The organism is Desulfitobacterium elongatum, assembly GCF_055378975.1.
In genome coordinates, this window is sequence record NZ_AP038772.1 from 863,983 (window position 1) to 881,190 (window position 17,208).

Genomic DNA, 17,208 nt, shown 5'->3' on the forward strand with positions numbered 1-17,208 from the left:
AACGCGATTCATACAAAGACTAAGAGGTGAGGATGTGGGCGTTTACCACGCCGATGCTTTGGTGATCCGAAGCCGTGAGTACGGCGAATCTGACCGTTTACTCACGTTATTTTCCAGGGAACACGGGAAAATTCAAGCGGTAGCCAAAGGGGTGCGTAAACCTAAAAGTCGCCAACGAGCAGGTGCTCAGCTTTTCACCTATGCGGATTACTTACTGTATAAGGGAAAGACCCTCGATACCGTGAATCAGGCCAGCCCTAAAGAAAGCTTTCCACATCTTTGGACAGATCTGGACATGAGTTTGGCGGCGACGGCTATCGCTGAACTTCTAGATTTAGCGACGATTCCTGGGCAGCCGCATCCTGAACTTTTTACTTTAACATTTTCGAGTTTTTTTCTCCTGGAACAGTGTGAGCCCGCTCTCGTGCAAAGCGCCTATACCCTAAAACTCTTGACGCAGTTAGGATATCGGCCTCGCTTCCTCGAATGTGCCGAGTGTGGGAAAAAGGTCCAGGGAGAGCGCCTCTTATTCAGTCCAGAAGCCGGTGGGGTCGTATGTCGTGAGTGCCAGACTCAGACAAAGGCTCCAATCATCGGACGCTGGGTGAGAGGTGGAAGCCTAGCTCTCATGCGTCAGTTAATTCAAGGCGAGTTAACTAAGCTAGATCGGATTCGCTGGAATGAATGGATGAAGAAAGAAATCCTGGATACCTTACAATTTTACTGTGAACAGACCTTTGATAAACGGTTAAAATCATGGAGTATGGGGAGCCGCTTGGTAAACGTGGGACAAGACCCAAGCGGAAAGGATGATTATGATCATGAGCGAAGTGCTGTGGACAGAACTAGAGAAGATTGATATTTTGCGGGAACGAATGGGGCTTACCTATGAAGAAGCCCGAGTCGCCTTGAACGCAGCTAATGGAGATGTGATTCAAGCACTTGCGGATCAGGAAAAAGAATGGTCTCACCAGGATGAAGGAATGGGTGGACAATTTTGGGATGGACTAAAGCACCAGATGAATCGTTTGAGTCAGACCCAGGTTAAGCTGAAACGCCAGGATAAGACAGTCCTGAGTGTCTCTGCACCCCTTGGCATTGCGATGGCTTATACTATCTGGAGGCGGCCGGGACTTCGCATGCTTGGTCTCTTAGGAGCAGCAGGAGCAGCAATGAAGCATTATGAGCTTGAGTTGGACTCAATCGGGGAAGATGAAGAGGAGTTTGAGCCTTTTCACTACCATTCTACACAGACTGTGGTTTATCCAGAGACGGATGTAAAGCAATAAATTCGAGGTTAATGTGGCAATCAAAATGTCCCCTTGGTGTCCTGGGTATTGGCTACTTCTTCCGATGCATCGACACGGTTGCTAATGAGAAGGTATAAAGCTAACTGTGATTAAAAAGACGAATCCCCTTAGTTTTTCGATCAGGTGCTGATCAAAAGAAACTAAGGGGATTCGTCTTTCATTGATCAATTCTAGTTCATTGCACCCTTTTTTAGGGCTTGCTCATTTTGCCACTTCTCGGCTGAATAATTAAGGGGTAAGGTACAGATGTCTTCCCAGACAAAGTCCTCAACTGTGCGTATGCGGAGATCCAATTCTTTAATATATCCACCACAAGCCTGACAGACGATAATTTCGATGCCGGGATAGTTCTCATTTTTAAGATAGGTTTGTTCTGTAGCTTCCTCACTTCCGCAGTGAATACAGCCAATCCGTTTGCTTGGCCAGTCATGCCCACACCTAGTACAGTGCAAATATCTCTTCCCGTTTGGAGGAGTTAACAGAGCTAATCCTGGCTCTTGCCCGCAGATGGGACACAGATGGGCTTCTTCGTTCTCTACAGCCTGGCGCTGATCTGAGGGGAGATGTTTTCTAGTAAACTCGAGGATTCCATTCAAGGCTAAGTTGAACAGACTCAAGAGTTCGACATCCTCCAGATTTTGATCAAAGAGAAAACGGTTCCAGAGGGAGCGAAGATCATGCGCTGATTCATGGTGGCCTTTTCCTTCCAGTAAACGCCCCATCACTTCAAGGACGACTTCCACGGGTAAATTTTCTGGGAGAAAATAGGGGAGAGACTTGTTTGGAACTATTGCTTGGACCCAATAATCCCCGCGTTCTCTCTGCCACTGCCTAATGATTACTTGAAGCTTCTGGTAGGCTTCGTGGAGTGCTAGCATTTCTGAATCCAGTGTATCTTCGTGTTGCCTTAGCTCAGTCATAGGGAATTTTCTCCTTCATGAGTTGTAGGGTTCTCTACCTGATTATACCATGCGGCATGATGGGCCTTCGCAAAATTTGTGGAGACATACCCGTTGAGCATCCCCGGTAAAGCTGCACGTGAATCTGGATGTAAGACACCAAGATAAATATGCCCAATAACTGATGCTGTCATCATGAACATGGATAGATCATGTACAGGATAAGCCCAGCGAACCAGTACAGGCGGAAAAGATGACGCAAACCACATGACAAGCCCACTTAGTGTGATGAAAATTGAGCCAAAGAGGGTAATCAGCGAATTGATCTTTTCACCACCATTGAATTTGCCCTGAGCAGGATAATTTCCATGTCCCCCAAAGAACTCCTTCGGAAAAGCAGTGATATGTTGTCGATCCGCTTTCGTAAAGTGAAAGATCGACTTTAGCCATTCCCAATGATACTTCGTATTTCCGAAGACAAACATCCCACCGACGACAACGACAAATACAACAGCTACAATTCGATGAATGAGCCGAGCAACTTGAATTCCACCGAACACTACCAAAGCGGGGCGAATACTAAGGGATAGAATCCCAAGTCCAGTAAAGAGGAGGAGAAAGAATGATAGAGCGTGGGTCCAGTGGCTTACTCGTTCACCTAGGGTAAAGCGAAGAACCTTATCGGGTTGAGGGGGTTGTTGGAATTCTTCTAGGTCGCGTGTTCGAATCGCCATTATCGTTTGCCCCCTTTCTGTACTTCCTTCTCTTCTTGCGCCTGTTCACGGTAGGCTCCGCGCAGTAAGTTTCCAAAGACTCCAACGAAAACGGCTGCAGCTGCTCCGCCCACTGCGATTCCCCCAACAGGGCGTACTATATCTTTCCATATCGTAAGCGATAGTGGAGTCGTAGGATTTATAGGTAAGCCATAAACCTCCGGAGCATCCAGTAGGAGGTAGACAAAGGTCGTTCCCCCCATTTCTGTTTCCCCATAGATCCGTGCTTTGGGGTGAGTCTTCTGAACTACACTCAGTCGCTTTTTGGCCTGAGGGAGAAGTGTCTCCCTCTCCCCATATTCTAGGCACCCGGGTTGACAGGTCTGGACACAGGCTGGGGTTAAGTTATTTTCTACCCGATCGATGCAGCCTGTACATTTATAGGCCTTCTTCCTTGAATTATCCAATTTGGGGACCCCAAAGGGACAATTATCCACACAATATCCGCACCCGATACAAAGCTCCTGATCAATCACGACATACCCAGAGTCGGTTTTGCTGATCGCGTTAGAGGAACAAGATTTCAGACAAGCGGGCTCTGCACAGTGGAAGCACTGTGCTTTGCGTATATACCAGTTCATCTTCGGGTATTCGTACTTTTCCGTGAACGTCATGTAAGTCCATGTCTTAGGGGTGAAATCTTTCATAGTCTGATAACTCGTAAGTAGTTGGGTTTTCTCAGCCGGGAGATCATTCCATTCCTTACAGGCAACCGTACAGGCCTTACAGCCTGTGCATTTGGAGGTATCCACTAAAACCATCTTTTTTGACATCTTAAGCCCTCCTTATGTTGACCAGACAGACTTTGGTCTCAGGAGTTCCTGCACCAGGGTCAATCGAGGCGATGGTCAAATCGTTCGTGCTCGGACCAGGGCTCAAGCTGGCAAAACCCCAGCTCCAAGGCATACCGATGGTTTCCGTGTCCTTGCCGTTTGTCTTATAGGTCTGGAGTCGATCTGTAACTATACAACGCACCGTTACTTTTCCACGAGCAGAGGAAACTTCCACCTTGTCGCCCTCTTTTGCCCCAATCTTCTGAGCTAAGTTTTTACTGATCTCAGCAAAGGGTTCGGGCATCAACTCATTCAGCCAAGGGATATTTCGGGTAATCCCACCAGCGCAGAAATGTTCAACGAGCGCATAGGTTGTCAAGACATAGGGATAATCTTCTGGCTTGCCTCGTTTTTGAATTTCGGGGAAGGCTGAGGGGACGATAGCGATTGGACTTTCCGAAACATTGGGGTGTAAGAGGTTGACTGTCGGGCTTTCCGTCGGTTCATAGAATTCTGGGAGTGGGCCATCAACGCAAAGGCCTGCAGGCCGTACCCCCATCACGGGTTGTCCGTTAGGAGGCGGGGTCGTTGGTAGGCCACTCATAAAGGATGCTGTGAAGAGGCGACCTACACCCTCTGGGTTCATGCGGAAGCTTTGCATTCCTTCGGTGGTATCTGGTCCTTTGGCTTTGTCGATGACATCTGCGCCGTCATTCCCGGCCCACACCTTCTTATCCGCATCCCACCAGACGAGTTTGCGTTTGGGATCAAGGGGCTGACCTTGCATATCGCAAGAAGCACGGTTATAGAGAATCCGGATGTTAGCGGGCCAGGCAAAGGTCCAGTCTTTATAAATTCCGAGTCCAGAGGGATCGGCATTATTCCGACGAGCAGCGAGGTTGCCATTGCCCGTTACACCTGCATAAATCCAACATCCTGTAGAGACAGAGCCAACAGGGGCTTTGAGATAATCCCCGAGTGTCGGCAATAATTTACCAGTCGTTTCATCATATCCGCTGAGTTCCTGCAGGACTTTCAGAGCGCTCGCTTCTCCATCATGACCATAATCCCAACGAGCCTTTAAGATAGGGGCGTCTTTCTCTTCCGTACTTCCTTTATAAAGTTCGCGGATTTTCTTAAAGAGTTCATCGACAATATCAAGGTCAGGCTTAGCTTCACCAAGGGGTTTGATGGCGGCATCTTTCCACTGAATCCAACGTGCAGAATTCGTTAAGGAGCCTGCTTTTTCATAGACAAAAGCGGCAGGGAACATGATAACCTCAGTTTGTATTTCTGCTGGATTGACTCCTGGTTCCCGCCAAAATTGCGCCGTCTCAACCTCGAAAAGATCAGCGACAACCATCATATCTAATTTTCTTAAGGCGGAACGGACCAGTTGGCGGTTAGCGATGGATACGAGTGAGTTTGAACCAAAGTTGAAGAGAAGCTTAAATTGTCCAGCTTCCATGAATTCGAAAATTTTGGTCATGGGGGCATTCGTGGCAGGATTATTTTTCGGAATGTAATTGAAGCAATAGTCATTTTCTTTGGTGGCATTCTCGCCGAACCAGGCCTTAAGAAGTGCAACTATTGGCTTCTCCTGAACAGAACCATTGCGAACTAAATAATTCTGAAGAGTTTTATCCGTACTAATAGGGTGGGGAAGATAACCGGGCAGATTATTAAAGAGGTTGGCCATATCAGTAGAACCTTGAACGTTCGGCTCTCCGCGCAGAGCATTGATTCCGCCACCTGCCTTGCCAATATTACCGAGCAATAACTGAATGATGGCATAGGTACGGATCCCTTGAACCCCTGTAGTGTGCTGGGTCATGCCAAGGGCATAGAGAATGCTACCTGGGCGGGCCTTACAGAAGGTGTCCGCAATCTCCTTTATCTTAGCTGCTGGAATTCCAGTGATTTTCTCTGCCGTCTCAAAGGTATAGCGGGAATAGTGCTCCTTTAGCTTGCTCAAGACGCAATCGGGATCATCGAGGCTGGTAGCTTTTAAGGGCAAATTATCCGCCCCAAGCTGGTAACTCCAACTCCCCGTGCTGTATTTTCTCGTCTTCGGGTCAAAGCCTGAGAAGACTCCTTCCTCAAATTTATACGCTTTGTTTAATTTGTGGAGAGAGTTCGTGTTATTTCTTATATAATCTTCGTCATAGAGTTTCTCTTCGATTATATAGCGAATAATCGCACCGAGATAGGCAATATCCGTTCCCGGACGAATCTGGGCGAAGACATCTGCTTTGGAGGCTGTTCGCGTGAAGCGAGGGTCAACGACAATCATCTTGGCCCCTTTTTCCATGGCGCGGTGAATCCAACGCATCGCAATGGGATGATTCTCAGCACAGTTCGAACCCGCAATTAAGAAGACCTCAGAGTTTTGAAGATCAGACCAGGAATTTGTCATCGCACCCCGTCCAAATGAAGGTGACAAACTTGCCACCGTAGGAGCGTGTCATATACGGGCCTGATGTTCATTATAGGGAGTACCCATAATTCGGGAAAACTTCGAGAAAAGGTAGGACTCTTCATTATCGACTTCAGCAGAACCAATGAAGGCAATCCCTTCCGTACGATTCACAGCAAAGCTTTCCATTTCACCCGTTTTGGCATTTTTAATTTGTTCACTCGCTTTGTACGTAGCATCCCTGACTTCTTTGGTCTTCTTCGCAACTCGATTCAGGGCATCCTCCCAGGAAATCTCCTCCCAGTGGTCAGCTCCAGGGGCCCTGCGCCGAGGTTTTGTCACCCGGTCAGGGGAATAGGCAACACTCCGTAAGCTTGCTGCTTTTGGACAAAGTGTTCCCCCGTTGGTGGGATGGTCAGGGTCTCCTTCCAGATGAATGAGCTTTCCATCCTGAATGTGAAGCAACATGCCACAACCACCGGAGCAGAAATGGCAGATACTTGGGATTTTTTTACTCCCTTCAATTCTCAGGGCATATCCTTTCGCTTGGGCGACGGCCGGTTCAAAACCCAGTCCAGTCACCAAAGCAGCTAGGGATGCTCCCGAAAGCTTTAGAAAGTTACGACGGGATACCTCCATCTTTCATCCTCCTCATCTCTCTCTTGATCTCTGATACAGATTCCGCTGTTTCTGTGAGTACAATCTTTTCTCTTTTTCTACAAGATTGTTTTCATTTTCACAAAGGCGGAATTTTCTGAAAATATAGAATGTAATTTTATCTTAACTGTGATTTGAATCACTGTCACGTTTATGAAGATAAAGAAAATAAAAAATGGACTTATGTAAATTAAGAAAGACCTTGTTCTCACAAGGCCTTGACGTTTACAGATTCTTAATTCAGGTATTATTGCGGCACCAGATACGAACGGGCCTCCCGACAGTTCCATATTTCAATTGCGAAGTCAATTCCCCAGAGCTTTGTAGAAACTCGAGGTACCGCCTTACGGTGACTCGGGTAAGCTTTACTCCTTCAGCGACATCCTCGGCTGAAAAGGAATCCTCTTGTTCCAAAAGAAAGTTCATGATTTGTATTAAAGTTGCCTTATTTAAGCCTTTAGGCAATTCATGCTCTTCCACATAGTCTCGATAGTTAAAACCCTGATGTCCAGAGCTGTTGATTTCATGGTGTTCATTTGAAGGGTTAAGATCGCCCATCTCTAGAGGGGGCTCAACGTTGTTCTTTTGCTCAATGGGCTCTTCCTTTTTACCTATGATCTCTTCCTTCTTATTCAATGTCTCCTTATTCAGAGTTAATTGAACCGCATCTTTAGAGGGTATTCGATTCTCAAGGCCTCTAGCGAGATTCTCTAATCGTTCAATCATTTGATTGAAGGCTGAGGCTAATTCCCCGATTTCTTTAGGTCCCGAGACTTCGACCTTATCGGTGATATGCCCTGTAGCTAAGTCGCGTGTACCTAGAGTAATGTTTCTTAGAGGCCGGATAATGACTCTTTCGATAAAAAACCAAGCTAAAAGACTGACAACCAGTGTAATTCCCACCCCAAGGATAGCCGTTTGCCAGAGGGAATTGACGATGAGTTCTTGAGTATAACTCCGTGAGATTCCTACATACAGCATCCCCAGGATGTTTCCATGGGTATCTCGAATTGGCTCATAGGCTGTTTGATAGATTTGTCCCACGACATTGGCCTCGCCAAGATAATGATCTCCATTCTTAAGAACCTTTTTTGCCACAGCTTCAGAGACCTTAGTTCCGATGGCCCGCTCCCCATCGCTTCCTCTAACCGTTGTGGCGACGCGAGTATCATTGAGAAAAATGGTTACCGTATCACCAGTAAGCTCAGCTAAGGAATCGACCACATCATTTTGAAGGGAGATAAGAGATTGCCCCTTATATAAACTTCCGTTCTCTGCCCGCCAATCTCCGGGATACTTCAGATTAATGATTTCTGCACATGTGGCTAAATCGGACTGTGCTTTAATAATTGCGGCTGAAATGGCACGTTCTCGCATATGAAAGCCCAGAATAAGAATAAAACTAGCTGCCATTAATACTAACGAAGCTAGCATCAATACCAGTATTTGCTGTCGTAGTGAGCGCATAATGGATCTCCTTATATTTTAGTATTAGCCCAATCTTTCAGAATATTATTCAATTATCATATTATTCTATTATCTTCTCAAAAAACCTTTAATTATTGCGTTGGCCTTAACTCGAAAAATGAGGAATAATTTATTTTGAATTGTATAAAATATAGTGGTATTTTCCAAGTTGGACAAGATTTGAGAAAGTATGTGTACACAAATCTGTAGAAATAGAGGCTGATCATGTGTTTTGTAAAATAAAAGACGATAAGGCTTTATGGCAAGTCTATATTTACTTGGTACTTATTAATATCTTTTTGTTAGTGGACAATATTAATTTGGCAGGAAATAAGATTCAATCTGAGATTGATGACTTGATTCCCTTTGTGCCAGTCTTTGTTATTCCGTATTTTGCTTGGTTCATATTTATCGTGGCCACTGGAATTATTCTTCTTAAAAAATCAAAGCAAGACCTGAGAAAAACTTATTTATCCGTTAATTTATGTATGGTCATCGGGTTGATCGTTTATATTTTATTTCCAAACTATCAATCACTTCGCCCGGAGGTATATGCAGCTGATATATTTTCACAATGGGTAAGGTTACTACAGTTAGGGGATTCATCATCAAATGTATGCCCCAGTCTTCATGTTGCCGTTTCTATTTCTCTTTACACAGGTATAACTCATTCAGCTTGCTTCAGAAAACGCTCAGGTATTAAGTTCTTTACGCTGATTCTTACTTTCTTAATAATTTTATCGACAGTCTTTATTAAGCAGCATTCTATTGTTGATGTCGCTTTTGGAATTTTGCTCGGCGTTGTTGTGTACATTTTTGTCTATAAAATCTATTTTAACCCTGCATTATTCCCCAGTCGGTTTGCCGACGAAAATATCGGGCACGAAAACTTAACCTAAAGTCCATTTCCGCCTATGCTGAAAATTAGAAGGTAAGCTCTGTAACGTAAATTATTTGACAGAACATCAGAATCAGACTATAATTATTTCCAAATTGAACCTTATCGTACGATGATGAGAGGAAGATTCGTAAATCCCTAGAGAGAGCTTGGGAAGGGTGAAAACCAAGTGGGTTAAACGAATTAGGGCAACTCGGAGTGCGTTTCAAAGAAGGAGGATTCCTGAGAAGTTATCATACATCCTAAGGATGAAAGATAGCTAGAATGGAATCAAACAGGGTGGAACCGCGGGAGATACTCTCGTCCCTGTAGCATTAGGCTACGGGGACGAGAGTTTTATTTTTATTTACACCCCTTTGGCTTAATGAATAAAAATTTATTAACAATCTGAAAAGCAAAAACGTAGTGGGAGGTTTACCATGAAATTTCAGGACATGATCCTTACCCTGAACCAATTCTGGGGAGAACAAGGATGTATCATTGCTCAGCCCTATGACATGGAAAAAGGGGCAGGAACCTTTAACCCTAATACCTTTTTGAGAGCACTGGGCCCAGAGCCTTGGAAAGTCGCGTATGTTGAGCCCTCACGTCGTCCGACCGATGGCCGCTATGGGGAGAACCCGAACCGTTTACAGCACTATTTCCAATACCAAGTGATTATCAAGCCCTCGCCGGATAATATCCAAGAACTCTATCTACAAAGCTTAGAACGCTTAGGAATCAACACGAAAGAACATGATATCCGCTTTGTTGAAGACAACTGGGAATCCCCGACCCTTGGAGCTTGGGGTTTAGGTTGGGAAGTATGGCTGGATGGAATGGAAGTCACTCAGTTCACCTACTTCCAACAGTGCGGAGGGATTGACTGTAAACCTGTCTGCTCAGAAATCACGTATGGCTTAGAGCGTCTTGCCACCTATATCCAAAATAAAGAGAGTGTCTTCGATATTGAGTATGTCGGGGATATCACCTATGGCGACATCTATCTTCAAAACGAAATCGATTATTCCCACTACAACTTTGAAGTAGCTGATGTCGAGTCCCTTCAGACTTGGTTTGATATGTATGAGAAAGAAGCCATTCGAGTCGTAGAAAAAGGACTCGTTCTTCCAGCCTATGACTATGTGCTTAAGTGCTCTCATACCTTTAACCTTCTCGAAGCTCGAGGAGCCATCAGTGTTACAGAGCGAACCGGATATATCGCTAGAGTTCGGAATCTAGCTAAACTTTGTGCGCATGCTTATGTCGAACAACGTGAGAAACTCGGATATCCCTTGCTTAAAGGTCAATCTGGAAAGGAGGTAGAATAAGATGGCTAAGGATTTTCTACTTGAGATTGGGACGGAAGAAATCCCTGCGAAGTTTGCGCCTGGAGTGCTTACTCAACTCCAGGAGCAAGCCCAAAAACGCCTACTCGAGTTGCGTCTTGAGTTTGCAGAACTCAAAGTATATACCACCCCTCGCCGCTTCGCTGTGCTTATTCAAGGCCTTTCCGAAAAACAAACGGATTTCACAGCAGAAGTAAAGGGACCGGCAGTAAAAGCGGCCTATGATGCAGACGGGAATCCGACGAAAGCAGCTCAAGGGTTTGCTCGTGGACAAGGAGTCGACCCCAAAGAGCTTTATGTTCAGGAATTAAACGGTGTGCCTTATGTTTATGCACGGAAATCAGAAATCGGACAACCTGTTCAGGAGCTTTTGCCGAAGTTCTGTTTGGACTTGATCACTGGTCTTCATTTTCCGAAGCCGATGCGTTGGGCAGATTTAGAGTTCCGTTTTGCGCGACCCATTCGCTGGATCGTCGCTCTCTTTGGAACGGACGTCATTCCCTTTGAGTTTGTAGGTCTAGAGTCTGGGAAAGTCTCTCGGGGACATCGCACACTGGGTGGTACGGTGACGATTGAGAATCCGGCCGAGTACAGTGAGAAGATGCGTCAAGACTTTGTCATCGTCGATCCAGAAGAGCGTCGTCGGACCGTTTGGTGCCAGATTCAAGAGCTAGCTCAAAAGGCGGGCGGGATAGTCGATGAAGACGAAGATCTTCTCGAAGAAGTCAGCCACATTATCGAATATCCAACCGCTTTACTTGGTGAGGTAGCAGAGAAGTATATGCATCTCCCGGAGCTGGTTATCACCACTCCGATGAAAGAGCATCAGCGGTACTTCCCCGTACGTGATAAGGGAGGAAAGCTTCTCCCGTACTTCATCACAGTACGCAACGGAAATGGCTATGCTCTAGATAAAGTTAAAGCAGGGAATGAAAAGGTCCTCAAGGCACGTCTGGAGGATGCAGCCTTCTATTATCGGGAAGATCAGAAGTCTCCCTTGGTGGACCTCGTTGATAAGCTGGAAAAGATAACCTACCATGAGAAGTTGGGAAGCGTACGTCAGCGCGTCGAGCGTATGTGTGAACTGTCCCGTACCATTGTGGAGCAGCTCGGAATGGGAGAAGAGAAAAAGGCACTCGCCCAGCGGACTGCCCTGCTTGCCAAGGCAGATCTCGTGACCTTAATGGTGTATGACTTCCCTGAACTCCAAGGAATCATGGGGGCCAACTACGCCAGTTTAAGTGGAGAAGAGCCTGAAGTGTGCACTGGAATTCTAGAGCATTACCAACCCCGCTTTGCTGGGGATGATCTCCCTAAGTCTTTGACCGGACAGGTTGTCAGCATCGCAGATAAGCTCGATGCTATCGTCGGGTCCTTTGGAATCGGGATTCAACCTACTGGATCGCAAGACCCCTACGCACTGCGTCGCCAGGCCCAAGGAATCGTGGGAATCCTCTTAGAAGCAGGCTGGGATCTCTCCATGGAAAAGCTGCTGTCTGAAGCGTATGAGAACTTTATTCGTCAAGGTGTGAAGCTTCTGCCCTTAACAGAGATTCTAAGCGCTTTACAGGATTTCTTCCAACAACGTCTACGTTTTGTGCTTCAAGAGCACGGACTTCGTTATGACACAGTGGATGCAGTCCTTGCCCAAGGCAGCAACCAGATTACTCGGGTAGCTAAGAAAGCGCAAGTACTCGCAGAGAAACGGGAAACCCCAGAATTCGTTCCTTATTCTCAAGCTTATATCCGCTGCATGAACTTAAGTAAAAAGGCTGAACCCCAACCGCTTGATACGAAAGTTCTCGTTGACCCAGCCGAAATCGCTCTTTCCGAAGCCATTTCACTACGAAGAGAACGGTTCGACAACCTCGTTCAGATGGGTGAATACGAGAAGGCCTATCATGTTGCTTCCGAACTCGTTCCCTTTATCGAGGATCTCTTCCAAGCCGTCATGATCATGGTCGAGGATGAGAACCTCAAGCAAGCCCGCTTAGCACTTCTCAGTGAATGCGTTGAGATCTTAGGATGTATCGGTGAGCTTAGCTTGTTAGCATAAAAATATTAGGCGTTCTACAGTTACCCTGTAGAACGCCTTCACTTTATCCAAAACCTTCCCATAAAGGAGCTCATCAAACTTCTCTAAAAAAAATCAAGTAAAATATTTTTCAATTGGAAAATATATATAGAAGGAAAAAGAGAAATTGTGTGGAATAATTAAGTGTAAAAACTGAATTAGTATGTCACATTTGAAGAAACTACTGAATATATGTAAAAGTAATGAGCATGAACTGAGGTGAAAATGGGTTGGAGTTGTCGGAACGTCAGGCACGAATTGTAGAAATAGTAAAGAATTCAAGTCCAATCACTGGGGAGCACATTGCCGCAAAACTGGATTTGACACGAGCAACCTTGCGCCCCGATTTAACGATTTTAACGATGGCAGGCGTCTTAGAAGCACGTCCAAGAGTGGGATATTTCTTTAAGGAGAAAAGTGAACCCTCTCCGATAAGTGAGAGGCTTCGTCAGCTTCGAGTCGGGGATTTCAAATCGCTTCCGACGTCGATACGGGACGGTATCAGTATCTACGATGCGATCGTGACCATGTTTACACAGAATGTCGGAAGTTTAATCGTCGTTGGAGAAGATCAAGTACTACTTGGCATGGTCTCTCGCAAGGATCTACTTAAATCAGCCCTAGGGAAAACAGATCTCCAGCAGGTCCCCGTGAACATTATTATGACACGAATGCCGAATATCATCATGACAACTCCTGACGAGCCGGTGCTTGATGCAGCACAGAAACTAACGCAGCATCAGATCGATACCTTGCCAGTGGTTGAGGCTTTTATCGATGAGAAGGGCGAAGAACGCTATGAAGTCATCGGCCGATTCACAAAAACAAATGTAACTAAGATTTTTGTTCAGATAGGGAAACTAGGAAGTTGTTGATTCGATAGATTTCCTTGATTTCAAGTCTTTCTTGGAGGTGTAGTGTGACAAAAGAGATGCCTGTCATTTATATTATATCTGACGCTTTAGGAGAAACAGCAGAATTTGTAAGCCGAGCGGCAGCAGCTCAATTTGCAGGGGTGCGAACGAAAATTCGCAAAGTTCCTTATGTGCAGGATGAAGCGCATATCGATGAAATTATTGAAGAAGCGGTAATCGATCACGCGATTTTAGCCTATACTCTTGTTCTCAAAGAGCTTCGGATTTACCTGGAGAGTAAGGCTAGAGAAAAAGGGCTAAGAACCTTAGATATCTTAGGCCCGCTTATGAAGATGCTCTCTGAAGAAACCGGCCTTGAGCCTAGTTATACCCCGAATGTTACGCACCTTTTGGATGAACAGTACTTTCGAAAAGTCGAAGCAATCGAGTTCGCAGTGAAGTATGACGATGGAAAAGACCCTCGCGGGGTGCTCTATGCAGATGTTGTCTTAATCGGGGTTTCTCGAACTTCAAAAACTCCACTCAGTATGTATCTAGCGCATAAGGGAATCAAGGCTGCCAATATCCCACTTGTTCCCGAAGTTTCCCCTCCGCAGGAGCTTTTTAGAATCCCTCCTCAAAAAGTGATAGGTCTTACGTTGAAGCCGAATTTACTTAATCAGATTCGGACAGAACGTCTAAGAACCCTAGGGTTGGGGGCAACAGCGGATTATGCGAGTCTCGAGCGGATCATGGAGGAGCTTGAGTATGCTCGTGGAATCATGCGAAAAGTGGGTTGCCCGATTATCGATGCCACTGGAAAAGCTGTCGAAGAGACTGCTTCCAGAATATTAGAGATATTATTTAAGGGGGAGCAAAATGTCTAAGAAGTTTGTTTACTTATTCCGTGAAGGGCAGGCTTCAATGAAAGATTTATTAGGGGGAAAAGGGGCTAACCTAGCTGAGATGACCAATATCGGTTTACCAGTACCCCCAGGATTCACAATTACGACTGAAGCCTGTAATGACTATTATGCCAATAACCGGAATTTCCCGGCTGGACTTTGGGATCAGAACGGACCTGCACTTGCGGATATTGAAAAAGCGACTGGTAAACAATTTGGTGATAAGGAAAATCCGCTTCTTGTATCTGTGCGCTCAGGGGCAAAATTCTCGATGCCTGGAATGATGGATACCATCTTAAACTTAGGACTCAATGACGAAACCGTACAAGGTCTGGCTATTTCCACTCAGAATGAGCGCTTCGCTTATGACAGCTATCGTCGTTTCATTCAAATGTTTGGGGATGTCGTTCTCGAAGTCGATCATCATCACTTTGAAAGCATTCTCGAGGATGCTAAAACAAAGCAAGGGGTTACTTATGACTCTGAACTATCAGCGGAGAGCCTAAAAGGGGTCGTTGAAGGGTATAAGAAACTGATTGAACGCCGCACGGGAAGTCCCTTCCCACTCGAGCCGATGAAACAGCTTGAGCAAGCGATTCTTGCCGTGTTCCGTTCCTGGAACAACGACCGGGCGATTGTCTACCGTAAGATTAACAGCATTCCGGATGATATCGGAACCGCGGTTAACGTTCAGTCCATGGTCTTCGGAAATATGGGAACGGATTCAGGGACTGGGGTTGCCTTTACTCGAAATCCTTCCACTGGCGAAAAAGCCCTCTACGGGGAATACTTAATGAATGCCCAAGGGGAGGACGTCGTCGCAGGTATCCGTACTCCTCAACCCATTAAGAGTTTAGAAAACGAAAATAAAGAAATCTACGCGCAATTTATCGAGATTGCTAATCGCTTAGAAGATCACTACCGGGATATGCAGGACATCGAGTTTACAATCGAACGGGGTCGTCTCTATATCCTTCAGACCCGCAATGGTAAACGTACTGCTCCAGCAGCGATTCGTGTTGCAGTTGAGTTGAGTCGTGAAGGAGTAATATCCAAGGACGAAGCGATTACTCGGATTGAGCCAGGTCAGCTGGGTCAACTTCTTCACCGTCGGATGGATACTGAGGCAAAATTAGAAGTCTTGGCTAAAGGTCTTCCTGCTTCGCCGGGAGCTGCTTCAGGAAAGATCGTCTTTGATGCCGATGAAGCGGAGCGTTTAGGGCATGCTGGAGAAAAAGTACTTCTTGTTCGTACTGAGACCACACCCGATGACATCCATGGAATCCTTGCAGCACAAGGAATCTTAACGAGTCGCGGTGGGATGACAAGCCACGCTGCGGTTGTCGCCCGTCATATGGGAAAACCAGCTGTATGCGGCTGCGAAGCCTTAAGGATTGATTATACAGAAAATACCCTGACCATCAACGGAGTGACCTATCCAGAAGGAAGTATGTTCTCCATCGATGGAACTACAGGTCGCGTAATCAAAGGGGCTGTCCCCATGATTGACCCCGAACTCAGTGAAGAATTCAAGGAATTGCTCGAATGGGCAGATGATATTCGTGACCTAAAAGTGCTTGCCAATGCTGATAACCCGCGCGATGCGCAGAAAGCAAGGGACTTCGGGGCACAAGGGATTGGGCTATGTCGGACAGAGCATATGTTTATGGATCCGGCACGGATTCCGATCGTGCAAGAAATGATTCTCTCTCAGACTCTTCAGGAGCGTGAAGAAGCTCTGGCAAAACTTCTCCCGATGCAGGAAGAGGACTTCTATGGAATCCTCAAAGCCATGCAGGGTCTCGCCGTGACAATCCGCCTCCTTGATCCCCCACTTCATGAATTCCTTCCTAATGTGGAAGAGCTTGTCGTGGATATTACAAAGCTTAAAATGAATGGGTCACAGCCAGAGGAACTTAAGGAGAAGGAAGTTCTCTTAAGAAAGGTTCGAGCTCTTTCGGAAATGAACCCAATGCTTGGTCACCGCGGATGCCGCCTCGGGGTAACCTTCCCTGAGATTTATGCAATGCAGGCCCGTGCTATTTTCCAAGCCTCTGCTCGCCTCGTTAAGGAAGGGTATGAGATTCATCCGGAGGTCATGATTCCTCTTGTCATCCATGTCAAAGAACTAGCGATGCTTCGCAAGCTCACTGAAGACATAGCCACTGAGGTTATGCAGGAGCAGGGCGTTAGCTTTGCCTATAAAGTCGGTACCATGATTGAAGTTCCGCGCGCAGCTCTTACTGCAGATGAGATAGGGACCGTTGCAGATTTCTTCTCTTTTGGGACAAATGATTTGACCCAGACCACTTTAGGCTTCTCACGTGATGATGCGGAAGGGAAATTCCTCCCTGCGTACCTCGATAAAAACATCCTTGAGCAAAACCCTTTTGCTGTTCTTGATCGCAATGGCGTCGGCAAGCTCATGAAAATGGGAGTTCAGCTTGGGCGTGCTGCAAATCCAGATTTGAAAGTCGGAATCTGTGGCGAGCATGGCGGAGATCCTTCCTCCATCGAATTCTGCCACTTGCTTGGTCTTAACTATGTCTCTTGTTCTCCTTTCCGTGTACCAATTGCCCGCTTAGCTGCAGCCCAGGCAGCTGTTATCAACAAAGACCAATCGAAATAAGTTTGAGATCATAAAGTTATGTCTCTCAAACCCTTGTATACTAAGGATTCGAGCGCTTTAACGGAAATAGAATAAGGGTACTGTCACTTAAGAATTTTAGGGACAGTACCCTATTTTAATGCATTTCTTGCATTTTCGAACAGAAAAGAGGCTAAAACTACGATATTATTGAACACTTGCTGTGAGATAATCGAGGTTAAAATAAAAAAGATTTCGAGGGATCCT

At 45.9% G+C, this 17,208-nt stretch carries 13 protein-coding genes; 8 read left to right on the forward strand and 5 right to left on the reverse strand.

Annotated features, from left to right (window positions below):
* Window positions 1-34 precede the first annotated feature (34 nt).
* Window positions 35-859 (forward strand): DNA repair protein RecO, encoded by an 825-nt coding sequence (gene recO, locus ACZ42W_RS03930; RefSeq protein WP_464168684.1) that lies wholly within the window; start codon window positions 35-37, stop codon window positions 857-859.
* Entirely contained in the window at window positions 822-1,289 is a 468-nt protein-coding gene (locus ACZ42W_RS03935) for a DUF4342 domain-containing protein (RefSeq protein WP_464168685.1), read from the forward strand. The genes recO and ACZ42W_RS03935 overlap by 38 nt, the downstream gene beginning before the upstream one ends.
* A 191-nt stretch (window positions 1,290-1,480) precedes the next feature.
* On the opposite strand, the gene ACZ42W_RS03940 is transcribed toward ACZ42W_RS03935, so the two are convergent.
* The 5 genes from ACZ42W_RS03940 to ACZ42W_RS03960 all read right to left on the reverse strand — a co-directional run bounded on the left by ACZ42W_RS03940 (window position 1,481) and on the right by ACZ42W_RS03960 (window position 8,295).
* Window positions 1,481-2,230, reverse strand: a complete 750-nt coding sequence (locus ACZ42W_RS03940; protein WP_464168686.1) for a formate dehydrogenase accessory protein FdhE — start codon at window positions 2,228-2,230, stop codon at window positions 1,481-1,483.
* Window positions 2,227-2,943, reverse strand: a complete 717-nt coding sequence (locus ACZ42W_RS03945; RefSeq protein ID WP_464168687.1) for a formate dehydrogenase subunit gamma — start codon at window positions 2,941-2,943, stop codon at window positions 2,227-2,229. Before ACZ42W_RS03945 ends, ACZ42W_RS03940 begins: the two co-directional genes overlap by 4 nt.
* Window positions 2,943-3,755 (reverse strand): 4Fe-4S dicluster domain-containing protein, encoded by an 813-nt coding sequence (locus tag ACZ42W_RS03950; RefSeq protein WP_464168688.1) that lies wholly within the window; start codon window positions 3,753-3,755, stop codon window positions 2,943-2,945. The genes ACZ42W_RS03945 and ACZ42W_RS03950 overlap by 1 nt, the downstream gene beginning before the upstream one ends.
* A gap of 1 nt (window position 3,756) precedes the next feature.
* The gene (fdnG, locus tag ACZ42W_RS03955) at window positions 3,757-6,810 is read right to left on the reverse strand and encodes a formate dehydrogenase-N subunit alpha (protein WP_464168689.1); all 3,054 of its coding nucleotides are present in this window, start codon (window positions 6,808-6,810) and stop codon (window positions 3,757-3,759) included.
* 258 nt (window positions 6,811-7,068) lie between these two features.
* Window positions 7,069-8,295: a cache domain-containing protein gene (locus ACZ42W_RS03960; RefSeq protein WP_464168690.1), complete on the reverse strand. Its 1,227-nt coding sequence runs from the start codon at window positions 8,293-8,295 to the stop codon at window positions 7,069-7,071.
* A 227-nt stretch (window positions 8,296-8,522) separates the two neighbouring features.
* Between ACZ42W_RS03960 and ACZ42W_RS03965 the strand changes: the two genes are divergently transcribed.
* The 6 genes from ACZ42W_RS03965 to ppdK all read left to right on the forward strand — a co-directional run bounded on the left by ACZ42W_RS03965 (window position 8,523) and on the right by ppdK (window position 16,983).
* Window positions 8,523-9,194: a phosphatase PAP2 family protein gene (locus tag ACZ42W_RS03965; RefSeq protein ID WP_464168691.1), complete on the forward strand. Its 672-nt coding sequence runs from the start codon at window positions 8,523-8,525 to the stop codon at window positions 9,192-9,194.
* Window positions 9,195-9,612: 418 nt separating this feature from the next.
* Complete coding sequence (gene glyQ, locus ACZ42W_RS03970) at window positions 9,613-10,503, forward strand: glycine--tRNA ligase subunit alpha (protein WP_464168692.1); 891 nt, start codon at window positions 9,613-9,615, stop codon at window positions 10,501-10,503.
* A 1-nt stretch (window position 10,504) separates the two neighbouring features.
* The gene (gene glyS, locus ACZ42W_RS03975; protein WP_464168693.1) at window positions 10,505-12,577 is read left to right on the forward strand and encodes a glycine--tRNA ligase subunit beta; all 2,073 of its coding nucleotides are present in this window, start codon (window positions 10,505-10,507) and stop codon (window positions 12,575-12,577) included.
* Window positions 12,578-12,825: 248 nt separating this feature from the next.
* Window positions 12,826-13,470 (forward strand): helix-turn-helix transcriptional regulator, encoded by a 645-nt coding sequence (locus ACZ42W_RS03980; RefSeq protein ID WP_464168694.1) that lies wholly within the window; start codon window positions 12,826-12,828, stop codon window positions 13,468-13,470.
* Window positions 13,471-13,514: 44 nt separating this feature from the next.
* On the forward strand, window positions 13,515-14,336 hold the full coding sequence (locus ACZ42W_RS03985; protein ID WP_464168695.1) for a pyruvate, water dikinase regulatory protein: 822 nt from the start codon (window positions 13,515-13,517) through the stop codon (window positions 14,334-14,336).
* Window positions 14,329-16,983 (forward strand): pyruvate, phosphate dikinase, encoded by a 2,655-nt coding sequence (ppdK, locus tag ACZ42W_RS03990; protein ID WP_464168696.1) that lies wholly within the window; start codon window positions 14,329-14,331, stop codon window positions 16,981-16,983. Before ACZ42W_RS03985 ends, ppdK begins: the two co-directional genes overlap by 8 nt.
* Window positions 16,984-17,208: the final 225 nt, after the last annotated feature.

Bases quoted from the DNA above. Each gene is read 5' to 3' on its own strand.
- ACZ42W_RS03945 (WP_464168687.1), bottom strand. From the start codon at position 2,943: ATGGCGATTCGAACACGCGACCTAGAAGAATTCCAACAACCCCCTCAA.
- ppdK (WP_464168696.1), top strand. From the start codon at position 14,329: ATGTCTAAGAAGTTTGTTTACTTATTCCGTGAAGGGCAGGCTTCAATG.
- ACZ42W_RS03950 (WP_464168688.1), bottom strand. From the start codon at position 3,755: ATGTCAAAAAAGATGGTTTTAGTGGATACCTCCAAATGCACAGGCTGT.
- ACZ42W_RS03940 (WP_464168686.1), bottom strand. From the start codon at position 2,230: ATGACTGAGCTAAGGCAACACGAAGATACACTGGATTCAGAAATGCTA.
- ACZ42W_RS03960 (WP_464168690.1), bottom strand. From the start codon at position 8,295: ATGCGCTCACTACGACAGCAAATACTGGTATTGATGCTAGCTTCGTTA.
- glyQ (WP_464168692.1), top strand. From the start codon at position 9,613: ATGAAATTTCAGGACATGATCCTTACCCTGAACCAATTCTGGGGAGAA.
- glyS (WP_464168693.1), top strand. From the start codon at position 10,505: ATGGCTAAGGATTTTCTACTTGAGATTGGGACGGAAGAAATCCCTGCG.
- ACZ42W_RS03935 (WP_464168685.1), top strand. From the start codon at position 822: ATGAGCGAAGTGCTGTGGACAGAACTAGAGAAGATTGATATTTTGCGG.